At 65.5% G+C, this 20,532-nt stretch carries 17 protein-coding genes; 12 read left to right on the forward strand and 5 right to left on the reverse strand.

What is annotated here, in order from left to right:
• The first annotated feature begins 215 nt into the window (after nucleotides 1-215).
• From H0B43_RS21425 to H0B43_RS21450, 6 genes are all read left to right on the forward strand, one after another.
• Nucleotides 216-1,370, forward strand: coding sequence for an acyl-CoA dehydrogenase family protein (locus H0B43_RS21425; RefSeq protein WP_185726111.1), 1,155 nt, complete (start codon nucleotides 216-218; stop codon nucleotides 1,368-1,370).
• A 275-nt stretch (nucleotides 1,371-1,645) separates the two neighbouring features.
• Nucleotides 1,646-2,809, forward strand: coding sequence for a CaiB/BaiF CoA-transferase family protein (locus H0B43_RS21430; RefSeq protein WP_185726110.1), 1,164 nt, complete (start codon nucleotides 1,646-1,648; stop codon nucleotides 2,807-2,809).
• Between the two features lie 25 nt (nucleotides 2,810-2,834).
• A complete protein-coding gene (locus H0B43_RS21435) occupies nucleotides 2,835-3,653 on the forward strand; it encodes an SDR family NAD(P)-dependent oxidoreductase (RefSeq protein ID WP_252190075.1) in 819 nt (272 codons plus the stop codon).
• 59 nt (nucleotides 3,654-3,712) lie between these two features.
• Nucleotides 3,713-5,515 (forward strand): long-chain fatty acid--CoA ligase, encoded by a 1,803-nt coding sequence (locus H0B43_RS21440; protein ID WP_185726108.1) that lies wholly within the window; start codon nucleotides 3,713-3,715, stop codon nucleotides 5,513-5,515.
• Nucleotides 5,516-5,519: 4 nt separating this feature from the next.
• Nucleotides 5,520-6,041, forward strand: a complete 522-nt coding sequence (locus tag H0B43_RS21445) for a MaoC/PaaZ C-terminal domain-containing protein (protein WP_185726107.1) — start codon at nucleotides 5,520-5,522, stop codon at nucleotides 6,039-6,041.
• A 1-nt stretch (nucleotide 6,042) separates the two neighbouring features.
• Nucleotides 6,043-6,837 carry an enoyl-CoA hydratase/isomerase family protein gene (locus H0B43_RS21450; protein ID WP_185726106.1) on the forward strand — a complete coding sequence of 265 codons (795 nt, stop codon included), beginning with the start codon at nucleotides 6,043-6,045 and terminating at the stop codon, nucleotides 6,835-6,837.
• Here the strand turns inward: H0B43_RS21450 and H0B43_RS21455 are convergent.
• Entirely contained in the window at nucleotides 6,824-7,984 is a 1,161-nt protein-coding gene (locus H0B43_RS21455) for an alkene reductase (protein ID WP_185726105.1), read from the reverse strand. The two genes, H0B43_RS21450 and H0B43_RS21455, sit on opposite strands and share 14 nt — an antisense overlap.
• 248 nt (nucleotides 7,985-8,232) lie before the next feature.
• Between H0B43_RS21455 and H0B43_RS21460 the strand changes: the two genes are divergently transcribed.
• From H0B43_RS21460 to H0B43_RS21475, 4 genes are all read left to right on the forward strand, one after another.
• Complete coding sequence (locus tag H0B43_RS21460) at nucleotides 8,233-9,705, forward strand: MFS transporter (RefSeq protein WP_185726104.1); 1,473 nt, start codon at nucleotides 8,233-8,235, stop codon at nucleotides 9,703-9,705.
• Between the two features lie 69 nt (nucleotides 9,706-9,774).
• Entirely contained in the window at nucleotides 9,775-10,788 is a 1,014-nt protein-coding gene (locus H0B43_RS21465; RefSeq protein WP_185726103.1) for an Lrp/AsnC family transcriptional regulator, read from the forward strand.
• A gap of 203 nt (nucleotides 10,789-10,991) precedes the next feature.
• Nucleotides 10,992-12,344 carry an amidase gene (locus H0B43_RS21470; protein WP_185726102.1) on the forward strand — a complete coding sequence of 451 codons (1,353 nt, stop codon included), beginning with the start codon at nucleotides 10,992-10,994 and terminating at the stop codon, nucleotides 12,342-12,344.
• A 58-nt stretch (nucleotides 12,345-12,402) separates the two neighbouring features.
• Nucleotides 12,403-13,065, forward strand: a complete 663-nt coding sequence (locus H0B43_RS21475; RefSeq protein ID WP_185726101.1) for a class I SAM-dependent methyltransferase — start codon at nucleotides 12,403-12,405, stop codon at nucleotides 13,063-13,065.
• On the opposite strand, the gene H0B43_RS21480 is transcribed toward H0B43_RS21475, so the two are convergent.
• Complete coding sequence (locus H0B43_RS21480; RefSeq protein ID WP_185726100.1) at nucleotides 13,062-13,868, reverse strand: methyltransferase; 807 nt, start codon at nucleotides 13,866-13,868, stop codon at nucleotides 13,062-13,064. The two genes, H0B43_RS21475 and H0B43_RS21480, sit on opposite strands and share 4 nt — an antisense overlap.
• A gap of 305 nt (nucleotides 13,869-14,173) precedes the next feature.
• Here H0B43_RS21480 and ahpC point away from each other — a divergent pair, with 305 nt between their 5' ends.
• Nucleotides 14,174-14,737, forward strand: a complete 564-nt coding sequence (gene ahpC / locus H0B43_RS21485) for an alkyl hydroperoxide reductase subunit C (protein ID WP_185726099.1) — start codon at nucleotides 14,174-14,176, stop codon at nucleotides 14,735-14,737.
• A gap of 170 nt (nucleotides 14,738-14,907) precedes the next feature.
• Complete coding sequence (gene ahpF / locus H0B43_RS21490) at nucleotides 14,908-16,500, forward strand: alkyl hydroperoxide reductase subunit F (RefSeq protein ID WP_185726098.1); 1,593 nt, start codon at nucleotides 14,908-14,910, stop codon at nucleotides 16,498-16,500.
• 369 nt (nucleotides 16,501-16,869) lie between these two features.
• On the opposite strand, the gene H0B43_RS21495 is transcribed toward ahpF, so the two are convergent.
• From H0B43_RS21495 to H0B43_RS21505, 3 genes are read right to left on the reverse strand one after another with little or no spacing between them, the layout of a single operon-like run.
• A complete protein-coding gene (locus H0B43_RS21495; RefSeq protein WP_185726097.1) occupies nucleotides 16,870-17,706 on the reverse strand; it encodes a hypothetical protein in 837 nt (278 codons plus the stop codon).
• A 2-nt stretch (nucleotides 17,707-17,708) separates the two neighbouring features.
• Complete coding sequence (locus H0B43_RS21500) at nucleotides 17,709-18,899, reverse strand: aromatic ring-hydroxylating dioxygenase subunit alpha (protein ID WP_185726096.1); 1,191 nt, start codon at nucleotides 18,897-18,899, stop codon at nucleotides 17,709-17,711.
• A gap of 60 nt (nucleotides 18,900-18,959) precedes the next feature.
• Nucleotides 18,960-20,489 (reverse strand): class I adenylate-forming enzyme family protein, encoded by a 1,530-nt coding sequence (locus tag H0B43_RS21505; RefSeq protein ID WP_185726095.1) that lies wholly within the window; start codon nucleotides 20,487-20,489, stop codon nucleotides 18,960-18,962.
• Nucleotides 20,490-20,532: the final 43 nt, after the last annotated feature.

Genomic DNA, 20,532 nt, shown 5'->3' on the forward strand with positions numbered 1-20,532 from the left:
ACAATCCGAGTTCAGCAGCGACTTTTCGTCGTTGACTTCCACTCCTGGGCCAGATTTACGTGGATCTGGTGCCGGTTCGGAACCGGTGCTACCGTCGGCTGGTGAACGAACGTTCTTGGTCGCAGGAATGTGTTCGGTCCGGCCGGGCCGGAATTCGGCGACCGTTTCGCGCTGGTGCGAAGAAGGGGAGACAAGTGGCGAACGATATGCCCGTAATGAGCCTCGTCCCATCGGAGGATGAGACGGCGCTCCGTCAGGTCGTCGCCGATCTGGCGAAGAAGTTCGACCATGACTACTTCATGGAGAAGACACGACAGGGGCTGCCGATCGACGAACTCTGGGACGAGCTCGCCGCACTCGGATTCCTGGGGGTCAGTCTGCCGGAGGAGTACGGGGGCGGCGGCGGAGGACTCTGGCAACTGGCGATCGTCGCCGAGGAGTTGGCCGCGGCAGGATGCCCGCTCCAATTGCTCGTCTATTCGCAGTCGATCGGTGGCAGCATCCTCGCCAAGCACGGCACGGACGAGCAGAAGGAGCGGTGGCTGCGGGGCCTGGCCACCGGAAAACTCAAGTTCTCGTTTGCGCTCACCGAGTCGGAGGCGGGATCGAACTCGCAGGGGGTGTCCACCTCGGCCCGCGTCGTCGACGGCAAATACGTGCTGTCGGGCACGAAGACGTTCATCTCCGGCGTCGAGGGTGCCGATGCGATTCTGGTCGTGGCGCGAACCGGACTGGACGAGAAGACCGGCAAGGGGCAACTGTCGCTCTTCATCGTCGACAGCGATGCGCCCGGGCTCACTCGGCAGCTGGTTCCGACTGCACTGGAGGCGCCGGACAAGCAATGGACGTTGTTCTTCGACGACGTGACGCTCGATGCCGACCGGCTGGTCGGCGAGCTGCACCGGGGATTCCGGGCGGTGTTCGACGGTCTCAATCCCGAGCGCGTGCTCGGTGCAGCGTTCTGTGTGGGGATCGGCCGCTACGCGCTGGACAAGGCAGCCCGTTACGTCAACGAGCGTGAGGTGTGGGGTGTGCCGATCGGCAAACATCAGGGCGTCGCGCACCCGCTGGCGGCGGCGAAGGTCGAGTTGGAGTCGGCCCGCTTGATGATGGAGAAGGCTGCCAGGCTCTACGACGCCGGATTGTCGGCGGGGGAGACCGCGAACATGGCGAAGTACCTCGCCGGGGAGGCTGGAGTCCACTGCCTCGACAGTGCCATTCAGGTGCACGGCGGAAACGGCTTCGCGCTGGAGTACGGATTGACCGACATGTGGTGGCTGGCGCGTCTGATCCAGGTTGCTCCCGTGTCGCGGGAGATGGTCCTGAACTTCGTCGCCGAGCATTCGCTGGGACTCCCGAAGTCGTACTGACAACGGTGTTTCCGGGCGAATGCGACGCCCGTGCCCGAGGCGGTTCCGGTGAAGCAGATCACAGAAACTGCTTGACCAAGGGATATGAGCAACGTACTCTCAAAATTAATCCCGGACTCCCGGCACGCTTCGTCGAGAGGGTTCGGCCATTCTGCCGAAAGACATTTCGCGAGATCCTCGGAAACGGCAGACGCGGAGAATTCGTGCTTCCACCTGCTTTCGGTGCGCAAGGCCGCCCCCTATTCCTATCTGTCGAAGACTGGAGTGACTTGAAGATGGACAACAGCGGAGTACGCCCACGGGGCCCACTGGCCGGCCTGCGGGTGGTCGAGCTCGCAGGGATCGGCCCGGCGCCCTTCTGCGCGATGCTCCTGGCCGACCTGGGCGCGGAGGTCCTCCGGGTGCGGCGCCCGCGGAAGGCGAAGGCGGGGCCCGTCGACCCGCCGCCGCTCGACTTGATCGAGCGGAACAGGACGCTGTGGGAACTCGACTTCAAGGACCCGTCGGCGCGCACCGACCTGATCGCGGTCATCGAGCAGGCCGACGTCGTGATCGAGGGCTTCCGCCCGGGAACCACGGAGCGTCTCGGCCTCGGTCCGGAAGAGATGCGTGCGCGCAATCCTAAGCTGGTGTACGGACGGATGACGGGATGGGGGCAGGACGGACCGCTCGCCCAGACCGCGGGGCACGACATCAACTACATCGGGCTGACCGGAGCCCTCGACCTGATCGGGGAGTCGGGTTCGGCCCCGCTCCCGCCGCTGAATTACGTGGGCGACTACGGCGGCGGCGGCATGCTCCTGGCCATGGGACTGCTCGCGGCCGTGTGGGAGGCATCCCGATCGGGCGTGGGGCAGGTCGTCGACGCGGCGATGGTGGACGGGGCGACCGTCCTGTCCACGCTCTACTTCAGCCTGAGCAATGCCGGGCGGTGGCGCGCCGAACGTGGAAGCAACATCCTCGACGGCGGGGCACCGTTCTACCGCACGCATCAGACGGCCGACGGCAAGTACATGGCACTCGGGGCACTCGAACAGCCCTTCTACGACGAGTTCGCCGCAGTGGCCGGTATCGAGAGCATGAGCGAGGCGGAGCGCCTCGAGCCGGCGAATTGGAACGCCCTCGCCGGCGGACTGTCGGCCCTCTTCCTGACCCGGACGCGTCAGGAGTGGACGGAACTGTTCCGAGACACGAACGCCTGCTGCACCCCGGTGCTGGGCCTCACGGAGGCAGCGGAACACGAGCACATCAAGGCCCGGTCGACGATCCTCTCGGTTGCCGGTGTGGCGCAACCGGCGCCGGCGCCGCGGTTCAGCAAGACTCCGTCCGGCACACCGTCGAGTCCGGCCGAGTACGGCGACTGGCGAGAGCTGACCGCATCGTGGGGTGCCCCGATCGGCAGCACGGACCAGCACGCGGCGCAGCCTGCCACCATCTGACCAGAAGGAGCTCTCACACGTGGGAATGCTGAATAATCAGGCAGTCGTGATCACCGGTGCGGGAGGGGGACTCGGTCGAAGCTATGCCCTCGCGGCGGCTTCCGCGGGCGCGTCCGTGGTGGTCAACGACATCGACCCGGACGGGGCGCACGGCGTGGTCGCCGAGATCCGCGCGTCGGGCGGCAGAGCCGAGCCGTACGTCGGATCGATCGCGAACTGGGACGAGGCAGCGGCGATCGTCGGGCAGTGCGTCGAGTGCTTCGGCGCCATCGACGCGCTGGTCAACAACGCCGCCATCATGCACATGGGCGACGTGCTCGAGGACACCGAAGCCGATTACCGCGCGCTGGTCGAGACGAATCTACTGGGCTCGGCTTTCGTCGGGCTCCATGCCGCGCGAGCCATGGTCGGGTCGGGCGGCGGCAGGATCGTCAACGTCACCTCGACCGCGCATCTCGGCCGATCCGGCACGAGCGCGTATGCGGCGACGAAGGGCGCGGTGTCGTCCCTCACCTACGGATGGGCCGTGGATCTGCAGGGCCACGGGATCAAGGTCAATGCGATCGCGCCGAGCGCACGAACCCCGATGCTGGAGGCCAATCCCATTGCGGGTATCGACTACTCGACACTTCCGTCGCCCGACGAGATCGCACCGCTTGCGGTCTACCTGATGAGCGAGCGCGTCGCGTTCACCGGTCGAGTGCTGCGCCTCGAGAAGCGTGACCTCAAGGTGATGAACCTGCCCAGCTTTCCCGAGCGCGGTGTGGGTCGCGATACGTGGACAGCCGAGGACGTGGCCGAGGCACTCGAGCAGCACCCGGATGAGCGCGCCACCGCGGTCTGACGATCCGCGCCTATCTCATTTCGAGCCAACCGATTTCGGGATTGCTGAAAGGACCAGCCATGACCATGCAGGCGGAGAGGCCGAAGGCCCTCTACGCGGGCACACTGCCCGAGGCGTTTCAGCTCACGCTGCGGGAGCGCCCTGACGAGGTCGCGTTCCACGCGACCGACGAGATCCCCGCGATGACCTGGGCGCAGTATGCGGAACAGGTGCGAACGGCTGCGGCGGTGCTGGCGGGTCTGGGGTTGCGCCGCGGCGACACCATCGCGCTGCTCTTCACCTCGAGGCGGGAATTCCACTTCCTCGACTCGGCCGCCCTCCACCTGGGCATCACCAGTTTCTCGCTCTACAACAGTGCCTCGCTCGACGCCATGCGCTTCGTTCTGAACAATTCCGGTACCCGGGCGGTGTTCACGGAGGCCGCGTTCGCCGAGCGGGCAGCCGAACTGGGCGCCATCGTCGACGAGGTCGTCGTCATGTCCTCGGAGCCGCACGACCTGACCGACTGGGACACCCTCGCGGGCGAGGCCGACGCCGACTTCGATCTGGAAGCAGCCGCAGTAGCCGTCTCACCCGACGACGTCGCCACCCTGGTGTACACGGCCGGCACGACGGGCGACCCCAAGGGGGTTGAGCTGACCCACGCAAACATCACGTTCGCCATGCGGACCTTCGTCGAACGGATGGAGATTCCGCAGGGAGCCAACCAGCTGTCGTTCCTGCCGATGGCGCACGCGATGGCGAGAATGATGGACCACTACGTCGCGATGATGCTGGGATTCAGCGTCAGTATCTGCGCCGACCCCGCCCGCATTCTCGCCGATCTGAAGGACGTGCGTCCGAGTTTCTTCGCATCCACGCCGCGAGTCTGGGAGAAGCTGCGCGCCGACATCGACAATGCGGTGGCGGGTGTAGCGGACGGCGAGCGCCGGGCCGAGATCACGCGCGTCGTCGAGTTGGGTATCGAACGGGTCCGCGCGGAGCAGAAAGCGTTCGAGGCCGGCCTCGAACGCCCCGAATTCGACTTCACGCCGGACGAAGCGGAACTGCTACGGAATCTCCGACGACAGGTGGGGCTCGATCGGATCTCGGCGTCGATCGTCGGCGGCGCGCCGGTCGACTCCGAGATGGTCGAATACTTCCACGCCCTCGGTGTCCCGATGGGGGAGGCCTTCGGCATGACCGAGTCGTCGGCGGTCTGTGCCGCGAACCCGCCGTCGCGGGTCCGGTTCGGCACGGTCGGCCCGGCGCTGGACGGGGTGACGGTCCGCCTCGCGCAGGACGGCGAACTTCTTCTCAAGGGTCCCAACGTGATGCGTGGTTACCGCGGCATGCCCGAACGCACCGCGGAGGCGATCGACCGGGACGGTTGGCTGCACACGGGAGATGTCGCACGGGTCGACGGCGACGGCTACCTGCGCATCGTCGACCGCAAGAAGGACATCATCATCAACGCCGCCGGCAAGAACATGTCGCCGACGCTGATCCAGAGTGCGCTCGCGCGCGCCACCGGTCTCGTCAACCACGTCGTGGTGATAGGTGATCGTCGCCCCTACAACGTCGCGCTCGTGGTGCTCGACGCGAACGAGGTGCTTCGGTTCGCCCGGGCACACGGTGTCGAGGCGGACGATGGGTCCGAACTCCTGGACCACCCGATCGTCAAGGCCGAGCTGGACGACGCGGTGGCACGCGCGAATTCGGGATTGTCCCGCCCCGAGCAGATCAAGAGTTACCGCGTCCTCGAGGCCGACTGGGTGCCGGGTCGGGACGAGCTCACACCGACCATGAAGCTCAAGAGGGCGTCGATCGTGCGCAAGTACGCCGAGATCATCGACGAGATGTACGAGACGGCGAAACGCTGAGTCGATGCAGAGTTCAGGACGACAGATTGCGCGACCAACTGTCGCGGAGCACGCCACGGTCTATGCGGACGACTTCGAAGCCGGGCAGCGGATCCCGCTGGGATGCCGATTCGTCAGCGAAGAGGAGATCGTCGAGTTCGCACGCAAATGGGATCCGTTCCCGTTCCATCTGGACCGCGATGCGGCGGCGAAGTCCGAGTTCGGTGGTCTGGTGGGCAGCGGGTTGCACGTGCTGGCCATCCTTCAGGTCCTCGAATTCGAGGCCGTGCTCCATCGCACGGCGATGGTCGCCGGCCTCGGCTTCGACGAGATGAGGCTGCACGCTCCCGCGTACGCGGGGGACACGTTGACCGGCAGCATGGTGATCCGCACGGTGCGCATGCGCGCCGACGGACGCGCCGTCGTCACGTGGCAGGGTCTGCTCGACCGAGGCGACACACGTGTGCTGTCCATGGAAGGGGCCGCGATGATCCGGCAGCGGCCGACGTTCCCCGAAGTGCCGGACGACGCCGGAAGGTCCGAGTGAGATGAGTGTGAGCGTGACGGACGGTGTCTCCGACTCGATCGTCGTCGAGCAGTCCAACGGGATCTGCGTCGTGCGCCTCAACCGGCCACGGGTGGGTAACGCCATCAGCGCCGAGATGTTCACCCGGCTCGGTGAGGTGTTCGCGGAGATCGACGCCGATGACCGCGTCCGCGTCGCCGTCCTGACCGGTACCGGGGATCGCGCATTCTGTGCGGGCGCCGACCTCGAGGAGTTCATTCCCACCCTGACCGGCGGCAATCTGGGCGCGGTGATACCCGATCCGAGCAAACGAATCTTCTCCGACGTCTACACGCCGATCATCGCCGCGGTCAACGGTACCTGTATCGCGGGCGGCATGGAACTGTTGCTGGGGACGGACATTCGCCTTGCCGCCGAGCACGCGACGTTCGCGACTCCCGAGACGCGGCTCGCGCTGGTCGGAGCGGGCGGCACCGTGTCGCGACTCGCGCGCCAGGTGCCGTGGGCCGTCGCCATGGAGATGCTCCTCACCGGGGCTCCTATCGACGCCCACCGGGCGCGCGAGGTGGGGCTGGTGAATCGCGTCGTTCCGGCTGCCGGCCTCGTGGACGAAGCGTTGCGGCTCGCTGAGAGCATTTGCGCGGCCGGACCGCTGGCGACCAGAGCGACAAAGGAAATCGTTGTAAAGGGGGCCGCGATGGAATCGCCGTTCGGCATCGAGGCCGAGCTCGCCGGGCGCGTCTTCGGTACCGAGGACGCGCTCGAGGGACCGCGGTCGTTCGTCGAGCGGCGTGCTCCGCGGTTTACCGGTCGGTAGTGACAAGTACGGTCGAGGTCGACTGGGCGGACATGACCGGATAGTCGGTGTATCCCACCTCGAAATGTCCTGTCGGGCTGGTGTAGTAGGTGGAACGCACCGGTGCGTTCAGGGGCGCACCGGTCTCGAATCGCTTCGGAAGGTCGGGGTTCGCGATGAACGTTCCTCCGAAGCTCACCGCGTCTGCGGCCCCCGACTGGAGTAGTTCCTCGGCGGAGTGCTGGTCGAAGCCGCCGTTGGCCACGACGACGCCGTCGTAGTTGCGGCGAATCAGGTTGATCGGATCGATGCCGTCCTCGGAGTGCCTGCCCCGGTAGTCCGATACCTCGATGAAGGCCAACCCCATGGCACTCAGTCGTTGGGAGACATAGGTGTAGAGGGCTGTGCTGTCCTCGTCGTGGACGTCGTTGAAGTAGAAGCCGGGTGAAAGTTTCACCGCGATGCGTTCGGCGCCCACTCGTTCGGCGGCTCCTTCGATGCACTCCAGCAGGAACCGCGACCGATTTTCGATTGAACCCCCATATGAGTCCGTGCGCAGATTGGTACCCGACGAGAGGAACTGCATGGGCAGGTATCCGCCGGCGGCGTGGATCTCGACTCCGTCGAATCCTGCTCGAATCGCTCGCGTCGTGGCGTCCACGAAGCATCCGATTTCTCGCGCTACTCCGGCGCCGTCCAGCGCATCTGGAGTCGGGAAGGGCCGGTCGTGGCGGGGGCACCTGATCGAGTATCCCCGGAATTCGGGATCGGGCTGCACGGCGGAAGGCGCCACCGGATTGACCGCTCCCGGGAGCAGCTCCGGAAACGAAATGCGCCCGACGTGCATGAGCTGGGCAAAGATTCGGCCGCCGGCCCGGTGCACGGCATCGGCTATGGGTTCCCATCCACGTCCGTGCGCGTCCGAGTACATCGCCGGCTGGTTGAGTTCGCCCCGTCCGAGCGGGGACGGATTGATGCCTTCGGTGATGATGACTCCCGCGCTCGCGCGTTGTGCGTAGTACTCCGCCATTATCGGCGTCGGGACTTGGTCGAGGTCGGCGCGGAGCCGGGTGCACGGTGCCATGAAAACTCGGTTGGCTGCATCGACCTTGCCGACGCGCAGTGGACTGAGCAACTTCATGGTCACGATCTGTACTCCTGACGTCATTCCACCATGTTATGAGAAAGTATGAATCAAAAATAGCTGTAGGTGCAAGGTCGGTTGCTCGGCCGCGATCCGTCCCGGAGCCTGTGGTGGCAGCTGCAGCGCGGATAGTCGGCGAACTCGAACGCTTGCGCAGCTGTTACCGCGCGAACGCTGTCATTTGGCCGCGTTTCCGGACGCCTCGCCCAAGTGACAGCAGTGGCGGTGACCATCGTTCGGTCCCCGTTGTCCATTCTGTGAAGGAGTACCAGATGCGCGCAGGTCTTTCGCGCGACCCGGAGAAGGCTGATTCTGGAGCCTTCGCCGTCGTCGGCTTTCTCATCGTCATGGAGTTCGGCAGTGGGCTGCTCCAGGGCTGGTATCCGCCTCTTCTCGCTAGTATCGGAGAGGCGCACGATGTTTCGGCGGCCGCTCTGAACTGGGTCAATGTGGTATTCCTGTTGACGTCGGTAGCTTTTGTCCCGATCATTGCCAAACTCGGCGACATCTACGGGCACCGTCGGATGCTGGTAGTCGCAGCAGCCTTGGTCGCTGTCGGCTCGCTGCTTGTCGCGTTGGCTCCGACGTTCGGATTGCTCCTGGCCGGCCGCGTGCTCCAGGCGCCGTTGATCGCGTTCCTTCCGCTCGAATTCGCCATCGTGCGTGATCGCGATCAAGAGACAGCCGGCCGGAACATTGCCTACCTGGTCGGCTCCCTCACTGCGGGAGTTCTTGTCGGAGGTCTGGTATCCGGAGCGATGATGACGACCTTCGAGAACCTCACTCTCGTTCTTCTCGTTCCGGCCGTCATGATGCTCGTGTGCGTTCCGACCGCACGTTTCCTCGTCCGCGAGACCGTTGCGCGGAGCCGAGCGACGGTCGACTGGAAGGGCGCGATTCTGTTGGCGTCCGGTTTGCTGGCACTCCTCAGTGGCGTGTCGAACGGTAACAGTCTCGGCTGGTCTGATCCCCTGATCGTGATGCTGATCGTGGGAGGAACGGTTGTACTCGTCGTCTGGGTTCTGGTCGAGTGTCGCGTCACCGATCCGCTCGTCGACTTCGCGGTCATGGCTCGTGGACGCCTCGTGCTGCCCGTGGTGATCGCCGCTCTGATCGGAGCACAGATTTTCGGATCCCAGGCGCCGACTGCGCTGTTCATGCGATCCGACCCGGACGTCTACGGGTTCGGTCTCGGTGTCAGCGCTTCCTTTGCCGGCACACTGCTGGCCGTCAACGCCGCAGGCGCATTTCTCGGTTCCACGCTCAGTGACCGGATTGCACGTGCGAGCGCCCGGCATCATGCCATCGCGCTGGGCGCGGTCTTGACCGCCTGCGCCTACACACTGATGATCGTCGTCCCCGCGAGCGCTCCAGTCTTCTCCGTGTACCTGTTCCTTCAGGGTTTCGGCATCGGAATCCTCGTCGGACTCGTGCCGGCCGTCATCGTCGATCGTGCTCCATCGGATTCCGTCGGAATTGCATCAGGGATTTACAACACCTCTCGCACCGGAGCCGGTTCGATCGCCGGGGCGATCTTCGCCTTGGTGATGTCGTCGATGCTGACCACGGTCGATGTCGGTGGCGTCGACAAGACCGTCTCGTCGCTGGGTTCCTACCACGCCGTCTGGGCGACGTGTGCGGCAATCTGTGTCGCCATCGCGGTACTGGCGTTGTTCCTGAATGCAGATCACCGTCGCGATGTCGACACCTCCGAAACGGATGTGCGCGACACCGTCGGATTGTGACATCGCAGTCGCCCGAGCCCTTCATTTCGGGCATGTAGGGTTCATGTCTGCGGAATCGAAGGACACACTATGCAGGATTACGAGCCGGATGACGTCGATTTTGCCCTGATGCACGCACTGCAGATCGAGCCCCGGGCAACGTGGAAGTCCCTCGCCGGAATTCTGGGAGTCGATCCAGTGGCCTTGTCGCGACGGTTCCGTCGGCTCCATGAGGCAGGGCTCATCTGGATCACCGGTTATGCGGCAGCACTTTCGGGTCACATCGCGCTGGTCGAAGTGGAATGCAGACCGGGAAGAGCAGCGCGCACCGCACAGATACTCGCCGAAGACCCGTTGGTGTCCAGCATCGATCTCACTGCGGGAGGTCGCGACCTGCTGCTGACCGTGATCGCGCAGAACTCGGGCGAAGCCTCCCGATTCCTGCTCCACCGGCTCGGTGAGTACCCGGATATTCGACGAGCCCGGACGCACCTCATCACCGAAGTTCTCTTCGAAGCGGGGAACTGGAGGCTCCGGACCTTGGCACCCGCACAGGTCGACCAGGTGCCGAGGTCGCGCCCTCCGCGTCCACGCGCTGCAAGAACCGTCGCTCCGGAGCTCAAACGCGTGATCCACCACGAACTGAGCATCGACGGCCGTGCATCGACCACCGCGATCGCGGAGTTGGCGGGGGTCAGCAACCAGCGGGTGGTCGATGCAATCGCAACGATGCGGCGTGACGGTTCCCTCGGGCTGCGTACCGATATCGCCCGCACCTACTCGGAGTGGCCTGTCTACGCCTGGTACTTCATGCAGGTTCCCGCCACTCTCGTGGAGCGGCTCAGGACGTCTCTGGGACGTATCGAGGAAGTGCGGTTAGCTGTACTCGTAGCCAGCGAATACAACCTGATCCTGTCCGTCTGGTTGCGCACGTTGAATGACGTCCACCGGTTCGAGGTGCTCTTCGAGAAGCTCTTGCCGGGGGCGCGAGTGGCGGACCGGTCCGTGGTCATGCAGATCAGCAAGCACGTTGGTCACATCCTCGACGATCACGGCCGTGCGACAGGCCCTGTGGTGCCCATGGTGCCGCCGACCAGGGCCTGACGAGCCACTCTCGCGCGCATGCTGATGACTGGATCAGTGCCCGCTACGGCCGGTTTCCGGACATGGCGGCGCCTTCCCGCACGCTTTCCTGACATATTCGCCACCGAGTTTCGACTCCCGCCAGAGTACGAGCACGCCACCGTTTCCGGCCGCAGATACTGCCGCCGATCCGGGCGGCCACGACCCACGACGATGGAGCTGGAATGATCACCACAGCAAACACATCCGCAGAAACCGCGGTCCGGTCCAACCTCGACCACATAGAGAAGTACGAGCCGGAGATCACCTCGCTGATCACAATTCGTCAGGAAGAGTCGATTGCCGAGGCACGTCGACTCGACGAGCAGGTCGAGAACGGCTTCTGGCCCGGTCCGCTGTACGGAATGACTCTCACGGTCAAGGACAACTTCGATGTGGCGGGTACGCCGACGACCAACGGAACGTCGTTTGCGTACGCCCACAGCGCATCCGAAGACTGTTTCGTCATCGACCGAGTGAAGGAGGCGGGCGCGGTCGTCGTGGCGAAGGCGAATCAGTCGGAGTACTGCCAGTCGGTGACGAACCAGAACATTCACCACGGGTCGTGCCGGAACCCGTGGGGTCTGGACCGCATCGCGGGCGGATCGAGCGGGGGTTCTGCCGCCGGCGTTGCTGCGGGGATGGCAACGGCTTCGATCGGGAGCGATTCCGGCGGATCGATCCGGATCCCGGCGAGCCTGAACGGGCTCGTCGGCCTGCGACCGTCGGCGGGCCGCCTCTCCAACCGACGTACCGCATCGACCCGCGTGGCGACCTTCACCGTCGGGGGGCCGCTCGCGCGGACGGCTGTCGACGCTGCCCGGTTGTTCCACGCCATGGACGCGTACGACCCGGCCGATGTGACGTCGGTCCGGCGACGTCGTGACCACACCCTCGGTCTCGGTCGTGAAGGAATCAAGGGTCTCCGGATCGGCGTCCCGAAGAACTACTTCATGGACGACGTGGACAGTGAGATCCTGGCGGCAGTCAACACGGCCATCGGTACCCTCAGCGACCTCGGTGCACACATCCGAGAGGTGCACGTGCCGGGTGCCGAACAATGCCGAACTCACTTCTATCCGATGGTGACGGCGAACTTCTTCGCGCTCTACGGCGACTATCTCGACCGACCCGTCGACGGTCTCGACCCCGAAGTGGTGATGTCACTGGAACACGGCCGTTCGGTCACCGCGACCCAGTTCGCGGAGGCTGCGATGTACCGGCAGCTGTTCGTTCGCAACCTCGAGGAATTCTTCGACGAAGTCGACGTATTCGTGAGCCCGACCGTGCCGATCGCAACGCCTCGCCTAGGCAAGCTCGAGCACTCGGAAATGATGGACGTGTCACGCACCAATTTCGTCCAGCCGTTCGCCGGGATTCCGGGGATTTCGATTCCGTGTGGATTCCGCTCGGACGGTATGCCGATCGGACTGCAGATGACAGCGGGATACTGGATGGACACCGTCTTGTTGAACGCGGCCATCGCCTTCCAGAATGCCACCAGCTTCCATACTCACCGGCCGCCGCTCGTGAGGTGACGGAATCCTGATTCGACTGTCCGAATATGCGCGGCGGCGCGCGCGTACCGTCGATGTCATGACCGATGACGATCAGGTTGCGCCGTGGGATGACATTTACCGAGGCAAGGCGGAGGATTTTTCGGGACAGGTGCCGTGGAACATCGGTGAGCCGCAGCCCGAGATTGCCGAGCTGATAGCGGAGGGCAAGTTCCGCAGCGACGTGTTGGATGCGGGTTGCGGGCACGCCGAGACGTCGCTGCACCTGGCCGCTCAGGGGTACACGGTGGTCGGTTTGGACTTGTCGCCGACGGCCATCGCGGTGGCCGAGGCGGCCGCGGCCGATCGCGGGTTGACGACGGCCACGTATCAGGTGGCGGACATCTGTTCGTTCACGGGTTTCGACGGCCGATTCGCCACCATCGTCGACAGCACCCTGTTCCATTCGCTTCCCGTGGATCGGCGGCGCGACTACCTGCGCGCCGTCGCCCGGGCGGCCGCTCCCGGCGCGTCCTATTACATCCTGGTGTTCGCGAAGGGCGCCTTCCCCGAGGGAGAGGGGCCGAATCCGGTGACCGACGACGAGCTACGCGATGCCGTGGCCGAATTCTGGGCCGTCGACGACATCCGCCCAGCCTTCATCCATGCCCTGCTCGGCCCGGAGCAGGCCGCGAACTGGCAGCAGGACGACAAGGGCAGGACGATGCTGCCCGCATGGTTGCTGTCCGCCCACCTCGACTAGATGTGTTGTGGGGCCGTCTTTTTGCGTCCCAAGAGATGGAAGGGACGGCTGAGCTGGCGGTAGGGATCTCGCCTACCGGCCTCGAGTTCGACGGCGGCTATCGCCGCGACCTGCTGTTCATCGGCCGGGTCGAGTTCGGTTCCGCTGAAGTCGAGCCAGTCGGTGAACAGCCACACCCCGTACCAGTCCAGTGGCGTCACACCTCGGTCCTGCATGAGAGCGCTGAGGTGCTCGACGGTGTCGGCGCGAGTCGGTACGCCCAGCACTCCGATCTCGCCGGTGGCGTCGAACGCCGCGAGGGCGTCTTCCCACCGCCGTTCCAGCGCCGGGCGCACCGCCAGCGTCCTGGCGTTGCCCGTCATGATCGAGACCACGCCACCGCGGGCGGCGCATCGGCACATCTGGTCGACCAGCGGTTCCGGCTGCTCGAGGTACCCGAGCACCCCGTGACACAGCACGGCGTCGAAGCGCCGGCCGTCGACTGCCGTGACGGCGCTCCCGCCGTCGGCCTGCATCAGCGTCACCCGGCGCCGGGCCTCCTCGGGCAGCCGCTGGAGTCGCTGTTGCGCCTTGTCCAGCATTGCCGGCGACGAATCAAGCAGGGTCACGTCGTAGCCGGCATGGGCCAGCGGAAACGATTGATGGCCCGCACCGCCACCGATATCCAGGACCGTGGCGGGTGGTGCCGGTAAGTGCTCGAGCAATTGCCGGTGCAACACGTACGTGCGTACGCGACCCTTCACCGAGGCATACGCCTCATCCGCGAAGAGGTCGGCCAAACCGGCCCAAGTGTCATCGCTCACCACACCACGATAGGACCGTAAAATTCCGGTTCCGGAAAGCCTCGCGGCGGCCGGGGTGACGCCGCGGTCCGACGGCAGTGTGAAGTTTCGGGTTGGGGAGTGTCACGGTGGTCACACCGCACGTCCGGCGACTGCCGCGGGCGGCATCGGGGGAGTACCGCACTGACCTGCGGCTCGGCGGATTCAGGGAAGAATTGATAGCTCCATCCAATCTATGGAATAGGTCTCATAGATTGGACCTATTCCAAACTGCTGGATAGCGTTCTCGGTATCGGCTTCCCGTCTTCCACCGAATAGAGGTTTCAATGGCCCTGGTCAACCAGCAGATCAAGCCCTTCGCCGCGAATGCGTTCAAGGATGGCGCGTTCACCACCGTGTCCGCCGACGACGTTGCGGGCAAGTGGGCGATCTTCTTCTTCTACCCGGCCGACTTCACCTTCGTCTGCCCGACGGAACTCGGCGACCTCGCCGACCACTACGAGGAGCTGCAGCGTCTCGGCGTCGAGGTCTTCTCGGTGTCGACCGACACGCACTTCACGCACAAGGCGTGGCACGGATCATCCGACACCATCGGCAAGATCAAGTACGCCATGATCGGTGACCCGACCCAGGAGATCAGCCGGAACTTCGAGATCCTCCGCGAGAACGAGGGCTTGGCCGACCGCGGCACCTTCCTCGTCGACCCCGACGGTGTCATCCAGTTCACCGAGGTCACCGCGGAAGGAATCGGCCGCAACGCCGCCGAGCTGGTCCGCAAGGTCAAGGCCGCCCAGTACGTCCGGTCGCACCCGGGCGAGGTCTGCCCGGCCAAGTGGGAAGAGGGCGAAGAGACCCTCGCCCCGTCGCTGGATCTCGTCGGCAAGATCTGACGCAGCCCACACGCACCGTCGGCACGGGCTCAGATCTTCTGAGCCCGTGCGCGCGGTTCCCGGTGCTCCGCTCCCGTGGGGGCAATCGGTGTCGCACCAACACTTTCCGGACCTGTCCAGGTGCTCCGGTTCCCGATCCCCTGTCCTCCCGATCGATGGAGTAGATCCGCATGCTCGAAGCCTCGCTCGCCGGCCAATTGAAATCCCTGCTCGAAAAGCTGACCTTGCCGATCGAGCTCGTGTCCTCGCTCGATGACGGGCCCAAGTCGGCGGAACTCGCCGAACTGCTCACCGAGATCGCGGCGATGTCGGACAAGGTCACCTACGAACGCCGCGACGACGACGAGCGACGCCCGTCGTTCGCGGTCCGCCGCAGCGGCACCGACATCGCGGTCCGCTTCGCCGGCATCCCGCTCGGTCACGAATTCACCTCGCTCGCACTGGCTTTGCTCCAGGTCGGCGGTCACCCGTCGAAGGAGTCCGCCGAACTGCTCGAGCAGGTCCGCGACCTCGACGGCGACTTCCACTTCGAGACCTACTTCTCGCTGTCGTGCCAGAACTGCCCGGACGTGGTGCAGGCTCTGAATCTGATGTGCGTGCTCAATCCGCGTATCAGCCACGTCGCGATCGATGGCGCCCTGTTCCAGGACGAGGTCGACGGCCGTCAGATCATGGCCGTGCCGACGGTCTTCCTGAACGGCGAGCTCTTCGGTTCCGGCCGGATGAGCCTCGAGGAGATCATCGGCAAGCTCGACGTCGGCTCCGCCGACCGCGCGGCCGCCGCGATCGCGGAGAAGGAGCCCTTCGACGTCCTCGTGGTCGGCGGCGGCCCGTCGGGTGCAGCGGCCGCGGTATACGCCGCGCGCAAGGGAATTCGCACCGGCATCGCCGCGGAACGCTTCGGGGGCCAGGTGCTCGACACCATGGCGATCGAGAACTTCATTTCCGTTCCGTACACCGAGGGCCCCCAGTTCGGGTCCGCGCTCGAGAATCACGTCCGCCAGTACGGCGTCGACATCATGAACACCCAGCGGGCCGCGAAGCTCGTGCCGGCTGCCACCGAGAACGGTCTCGTCGAGATCGAACTGAACAGCGGCGCTTCCCTTCTCGCGCGCACCGTGGTCCTGTCCACGGGTGCACGGTGGCGCTCGATGAACGTGCCCGGCGAGGACGCGTACCGGAACAAGGGTGTGACCTACTGCCCGCACTGTGACGGTCCGCTGTTCAAGGGCAAGCGCGTCGCCGTGATCGGCGGCGGCAACTCCGGCGTCGAGGCGGCCATCGATCTCGCGGGAATCGTCGACCATGTCACGCTCATCGAGTTCGACTCGGTGCTCCGGGCCGACGAGGTGCTGCAGCGCAAGCTGCGCAGCCTCCCAAACGCGGACATCCTGCTGAATACGCTCACGACCGAGGTCCTCGGAGACGGCAACAAGGTCACCGGCCTGGCCTACCAGGACCGCTCGACCGACACCGCGCACACGCTCGACCTCGCGGGTGTCTTCGTCCAGATCGGTCTGCTCCCCAACACGGAGTGGCTGGACGGGACGGTCGAGTTGTCCGCTCGCGGCGAGATCGTCATCGACGACCGCGGTCAGACGTCGGTACCCGGCGTGTTCGCTGCCGGTGACTGCACCACCGTCCCGTACAAGCAGATCGTGATCGCCGCCGGCGCCGGTGCGACGGCAGCCCTGAGTGCGTTCGACCGGCTCATCCGGACGAGCGCGCCGGCCGAGAGCGCTGCCGCTGCAACCGTCGGATAGCTCGGCGCCGTCGGCCGGCAGGCGGGGCAGACCGCACTCGGCGCAGGTCGCCGCGACGGGAATGAGGACCTGTCTCGCGGCGGTGATCCTGCCCGCGGTGGCCCAGGCTCCGCGCGTACAGCACCCTGGCCTCGAGGAGGGCCCGCGGTCGCCGGGCGGCTTCGAGTGTCCGCACCACCGCCTCCATGCGGGCACAGGCACGGTCATAGTCGCCGGCGGCCAGCTGTGGCAACCGGCCACCTTCGATGTCCTGGCCGCCGGCTGTGACGGCCGGGGCCGCAAGCTCCCGGTGCAGGGTCATGTCACTGCTGCGCCTCTGGGTTGGCTGCGCTGCTGGTGACCGGGATCCTGCTGCTCGGGGCGTGAGCGCTACCCGAGGGTGAACAGTGCGTCGCTCCGGTCGTGCTGGAACGCCGCGGACCGGAGGACGTCGAGGGCCGCCGCGTCGGATGCGTCGACGCTGGTCTCGATCGAGTCGGCGCCGCTCGCCCAGAGGTGCTCGATCGCGGTCCGGACGACACCGACCAATCGGTCGCGGCGGGTGTCGACCGGACTGTCGGCGACGGAGATGCGCAACCGCCGGGCACCGGCACCGGCATCATCGAAGTGCTCCCACACGGACAACGCGCCGACCTCACGACCTTCGTCCGCACAGGCCACGGACCGCGGCCGCGGTGAGCGAGCCATGCGGGACGCGGCGTAGTCGGAACGGGACGGCAGGAGGAGCTGGTCCCGTCGGCCCCCGAATCGTGCACCGAATCGCCGTGCAAGCCGGCCGGACGCCGGATGCGAGCCGTAGGAACATCCGACGACGGCGGCGCCGGCGATGGCTCCGAACGGTGCAGGCATCCCCGACAGGTCGGCACCCACGGTCTCGAAGACAGCGGTGGCGACGCCCATCGACCGGTACTGCGGATCGACCACGATGTCCACTGCCCACAGGGACGGTCGCAGTTGTCTGGCGGTGACGACCGCGGCGAGCACGGGTGCACTCGGCGCGGCGGTGGTCCACCGATGCAGGAGGGTGCGAACCTCGGCGGTCAGGGAGTGTGCCGAGGGCCGCGAAAAAGACTGGGCCGGTTCGGAGAATCCCATCTCCGCGTCGGCTGCGCGAGCCGCCTGGAACAGCGGGGCGGTGTCGTGGGACGGGGGACCGCCGTAGCACCGGAGCGAGATCAGTTCCGGGTCGGTGTCCGCGGTGGACATGCTCATTCCTCCGGGGCCGTCTCGACGAGGCGGCGCACTTCCCGACGGAAGAGGTGGCTGGCCAATTCGTTCCGGCCGAGCAGCATCGTCCCCGCATCCATGCTCGACAGCACGCGTTGCGAACCGTCGAGGATGGGAAAGTCCTCGTCGTGGAGGATCGAGATCAAGATGTCCCAGTTCTTCTTCCACCGTTTCGTCCAGTGCTCCTCGGCGAGCCCGCTGTCCTCCACCGTCGGAGCCATGACCCGCATCTGCATGATCGACTCGTTCGGGTCCGCGCCCACCGGACGGAACGTGAGGAGCTCGATGTGGGTCGCGTGCTTGAGCAGCATGGTGTTCGGCGCGAGAAAGCAGCTCTCGATGGTGTGATTCACCATCGACGGCTCCCACGTCAGGTCCTGGCCGATGAACTGATCGATGCTCTTCCGGCTGGTCAGGAACCAGAAGTGGCGTCCATAGTCCTCGAGGGCAACGGCATTGGTGTGCAGCATCCTTCCCGCGGTGTTCGGATGAGCGAATTTCACGTGGTAATTGTCGAGGAACCCGTCCTGCATGATCTTCCAGTTGGTGGGCCGGCGATACGTGTGCGGGTCGACGCTCACGAGGCGGTCGATGCCGAACCCGCCGAGAATCTCGTCCATCTCGGGCCCGAGCCACTCGGCGACATCGATTTCTCGCCGGGCGTTGTCGATGATCCAGACGAAGCCGTGACGCTCCTCGACGGGAAGCTCGACGAGGCCGAATCGGGACCGATCGAATTCACCGAACGTGTTGTCGAGGGTGACGGTGCGCAACCGGCCGTTCGGATCGTACGACCACCGGTGGTACGGGCACGAGAAGAGCCGGCACTTGCCTGATTCCTCGGTCACCAGCTGGGCGCCACGATGACGGCACGCGTTGACGAAAGCTTTGACGCTGCCGTCCTTCTGCCGGATGACGATGGCCTTGTTCCGAGGCAGTTCGACGGAGATGAAGTCGTTCTTGCCGGCGAGTTCCGTGCTGTGGGCGACGATGAACGGCACTTCGCCGAAGATGCGGTCCCGCTCGAGTTCGGCTACCGCCGGATCGTGGTAGTCGGTCGACTGGAACGGCGCGATCTCGTCCCATTGGTCGGTGACGGAGTCACTGAGGTGCGTCAGCAGTTTACGCAGTGCGCGGTCCCGCACGGTCTGCATGTCGATGTCGATGGTCATGATGAGAGAACTCCACTCGTTCGAGAGTCACACCTACGCTGTGGTGCAACGGGGTTGCGGTCAGGATGCGGTGCGGCCGATGCGGTCGTGATGCTCCGGCAGGTCGACGTACTCGGCTCGGAGGATTCGTTTGTCGATCTTCATGCTGGAGGTGCGCGGCAACGGGTTGTCGCGGAAGACGACGTATCGGGGCACCTTGTAGTTCGACAGCCGGTTCCGGCAATGATCGATGATGTCGTGCGAGGGCACCTCGGCGGAGGTGCGCAGCAGGACTGCTGGGGTTTCGCCGAACTCGTCGTCGGACACGCCGATCACCGCCGCCTCGAGTACTGCGGGCAACTCGAGGACGGCGCGTTCGAGTTCGGCGGCATAGATGTTCATCCCGCCCGAGATGATCACGTCCTTGGTGCGGCCGACCACCCGGATCGCGCCCTCTTCGTCCCTGACGCCGACGTCGCCTGTCCGTAGCCATCCCCCGGCGAACGTCTGCTCGGTGAGCGCGTCGTCCTGCCAGTACCCGCGGGCGACGCCGGGGCCGGAGATCCAGATTTCGCCCGGTGTTCCGGCGGGGCAGGGCGTCCCGTCGAGATCCATGATCTCGACCGTGGTGAGGATGCCGCCGAAGCCGACCGACTCCGGTTTGCGCATGGACAGTTCGACGGTCGGGAAAGTGACCATCGACAACGACTCGGTCAGTCCGTACGCCTGGCGCAGGCCCACCCCCTTCCTCGACCATGCCTCGATCAGCTGCAGAGTGACGGGGTTTCCGCCGATGAACACCACCTTCAGCGACGAGATGTCGGTGGATTCGAAGGACGGGAGCGTGGCCATCTGCTCGAAGAAGATCGTGGTGCCTGCCATCGTCGCCACACGTTCGGACGCGATCAGCGACATCGCGACCTGTGGATCCCACTTGGGCAGCATCACGATGCTGCCGCCTAGAACAAGGGGTGCGAGGAATCCATTGAGCAGGCCTGCGGCGAACGACATCGAGCTGAGGTTCAGGGTGCGTGCGCCCATGTGTGCCGGTGCCTGCAGAGACCATTCGAAGAACGCGCCGAGCAGGGACTCGTGGGTGTAGACGACACCCTTCGGCAGTCCGGTCGACCCGGACGTCGGGATGATGCACACCGCGTCGGCAGGATCTCGGCCCGGAGGCGGCAGGGGTACGTCGAGGTCGGTGGTGCGCAGGGTCCGGGGATCCAGGATCTGCGGGGGTTCGGTGATGCCGGTGCAGGCGGCCTCCGCAATCTCCAGGTTGGCGGCCGCCGCGACCACCACCCGCGGGGTCAGTTTCCGGTAGACCTCGCCCAGTTCGACGGACTTGTGCCGCTCGTTCAGAGGGCACAGGATGCCGCCGGCGCGGATCGCGCCCAGAGCGGCAATCGCCCACTCCACGGACAGGCCGCCGAGCACCCCGACACGATCACCCGGCAGCACACCCGAGGACACGAGTTGTGCCGCAGCGCGATCCATCGCGACTGTCAACTCGCGCCACGTCAGCGAGGTGTCGTGACAGATCAGCGCCGGTGCGTCCGGTTGGCGAACCGTCCAGGCCTGGATGGCGCGGAGAATGGTGGTGTCACGCATCGACGTGCTCCTTGTCGTAGGTCTCGGGATGAAGGGATGGGGG

Source organism: Rhodococcus sp. 4CII (genome assembly GCF_014256275.1).
Taxonomy (GTDB): domain Bacteria; phylum Actinomycetota; class Actinomycetes; order Mycobacteriales; family Mycobacteriaceae; genus Rhodococcus_F; species Rhodococcus_F wratislaviensis_A.

Excerpts from the sequence above, each read along its gene's own strand:
- ahpC (WP_185726099.1), top strand. The coding sequence starts at position 14,174 with ATGGCCCTGGTCAACCAGCAGATCAAGCCCTTCGCCGCGAATGCGTTC.
- ahpF (WP_185726098.1), top strand. The coding sequence starts at position 14,908 with ATGCTCGAAGCCTCGCTCGCCGGCCAATTGAAATCCCTGCTCGAAAAG.
- H0B43_RS21445 (WP_185726107.1), top strand. The coding sequence starts at position 5,520 with ATGCAGAGTTCAGGACGACAGATTGCGCGACCAACTGTCGCGGAGCAC.
- H0B43_RS21460 (WP_185726104.1), top strand. The coding sequence starts at position 8,233 with ATGCGCGCAGGTCTTTCGCGCGACCCGGAGAAGGCTGATTCTGGAGCC.
- H0B43_RS21450 (WP_185726106.1), top strand. The coding sequence starts at position 6,043 with ATGAGTGTGAGCGTGACGGACGGTGTCTCCGACTCGATCGTCGTCGAG.
- H0B43_RS21475 (WP_185726101.1), top strand. The coding sequence starts at position 12,403 with ATGACCGATGACGATCAGGTTGCGCCGTGGGATGACATTTACCGAGGC.
- H0B43_RS21500 (WP_185726096.1), bottom strand. The coding sequence starts at position 18,899 with ATGACCATCGACATCGACATGCAGACCGTGCGGGACCGCGCACTGCGT.
- H0B43_RS21425 (WP_185726111.1), top strand. The coding sequence starts at position 216 with ATGAGCCTCGTCCCATCGGAGGATGAGACGGCGCTCCGTCAGGTCGTC.
- H0B43_RS21505 (WP_185726095.1), bottom strand. The coding sequence starts at position 20,489 with ATGCGTGACACCACCATTCTCCGCGCCATCCAGGCCTGGACGGTTCGC.
- H0B43_RS21455 (WP_185726105.1), bottom strand. The coding sequence starts at position 7,984 with ATGACGTCAGGAGTACAGATCGTGACCATGAAGTTGCTCAGTCCACTG.
- H0B43_RS21430 (WP_185726110.1), top strand. The coding sequence starts at position 1,646 with ATGGACAACAGCGGAGTACGCCCACGGGGCCCACTGGCCGGCCTGCGG.
- H0B43_RS21470 (WP_185726102.1), top strand. The coding sequence starts at position 10,992 with ATGATCACCACAGCAAACACATCCGCAGAAACCGCGGTCCGGTCCAAC.
- H0B43_RS21465 (WP_185726103.1), top strand. The coding sequence starts at position 9,775 with ATGCAGGATTACGAGCCGGATGACGTCGATTTTGCCCTGATGCACGCA.
- H0B43_RS21440 (WP_185726108.1), top strand. The coding sequence starts at position 3,713 with ATGACCATGCAGGCGGAGAGGCCGAAGGCCCTCTACGCGGGCACACTG.
- H0B43_RS21435 (WP_252190075.1), top strand. The coding sequence starts at position 2,835 with ATGCTGAATAATCAGGCAGTCGTGATCACCGGTGCGGGAGGGGGACTC.
- H0B43_RS21495 (WP_185726097.1), bottom strand. The coding sequence starts at position 17,706 with ATGTCCACCGCGGACACCGACCCGGAACTGATCTCGCTCCGGTGCTAC.